We start from the raw sequence: 1,428 nt of genomic DNA, 5'->3' as shown, positions 1-1,428 counted from the left end.
TAATTGGATGACTCTCTTCGGTAGTGCCTGTAAAGGTTAGCGTACCTGATTGTGATTGATAATCATCCTCTGCTATCGCTGTACCATCTGCTGTTTGGTAATCTACACTGAAACCGCCCTGTACATTGCCTGTTAAGGTTACTTGAACTGTCGCTGTACCATCACCTTCATTGACCGTAATGTCACTAATGGTTAGTCCATTGCCTGTACCTCCGTCATTGTCGGTGATAGTTATCTCTCCTTGTGAATCATTAATACCTATCAGTGTCGTGGATAAATTACTCAAGTTTACATACAAATGCTCGGTTGGTTCTATCAAAGTATCATCTGCTATTGAAACTGTAATTGGATGACTCTCTTCGGTAGTGCCTGCAAAGGTTAGCGTACCTGATTGTGATTGATAATCTTCCTCAGCTATCGCTGTACCATCTGCAGTTTGGTAATCTACAGTAAAACCTCCCTGTACATTGCCTGTTAAGGTTACTTGAACTGTCGCTGTACCATCGCCTTCGTTAACCGTAATATCACTGATGGTGAGTCCATTGTCTGCACCTCCGTCATTGTCCTCAATAGTTATCTCTCCTTGTGAATCATTGATACCTATCAGCGTAGTAGATAAATTACTCAAGTTTACATACAAACGCTCGGTCGGTTCTATCAAAGTATCATCTGCTATTGAAACTGTAATTGGATGACTCTCTTCGGTAGTGCCTGCAAAGGTTAGCGTACCTGATTGTGATTGATAATCTCCCTCAGCTATTGCTGTACCGTCTGCTGTTTGGTAATCTACACTGAAACCTCCCTGTACATTGCCTGTTAAGGTTACTTGAACTGTCGCTGTACCATCATCTTCATTAACCGTAATGTCACTGATGGTGAGTCCATTGTCTGCACCTCCGTCATTGTCCTCAATAGTTATCTCTCCTTGTGAATCATTGATACCTATCAGCGTCGTGGATACATTACTCAAGTTCACATACAAACGCTCGGTTGGTTCTATCAAAGTATCATCGTTGATTAAAACTTCTATCTCTTTGGTCTCTCCTGTATCTCCTATAAAAGTTAGCGTACCTGATTGTGATTGATAATCATCCGGTGCTATCGCTGTACCATCTGCAGTTTGGTAATCTACAGTAAAACCTCCCTGTACATTGCCTGTTAAGGTTACTTGAACTGTCGCTGTACCATCACCTTCGTTAACCGTCATATCACTGATGGTCAGTCCCTTGTCTGCACCTCCGTCATTGTCCTCAATAGTTATCTCTCCTTGTGAATCATTAATACCAATCAGCGTCGTGCTCAAATTACTCAAGTTCACATACAAACTCTCAGTCGGTTCTATCAAAGTATCATCTGCTATTGAAACTGTAATTGGATGACTCTCTCCGGTATCTCCTGTAAAAGTTAGTGTTGCTGATTGTGCTGTAT

1 protein-coding gene is annotated in these 1,428 nt (G+C 41.7%); it reads right to left on the bottom strand.

Annotated features, from left to right (window positions below):
- On the bottom strand, nt 1-1,428 hold a 1,428-nt coding region (locus tag HGB55_RS14930; protein WP_305791990.1), incomplete at both ends, for a Calx-beta domain-containing protein.

This window comes from Lutibacter sp. B1 (assembly GCF_012524075.1).
Classification (GTDB): Bacteria; Bacteroidota; Bacteroidia; order Flavobacteriales; family Flavobacteriaceae; genus Lutibacter.
The sequence above is the reverse complement of the archived record's forward strand: the minus strand, read 5'-3'. Positions and strand labels throughout refer to the sequence as shown.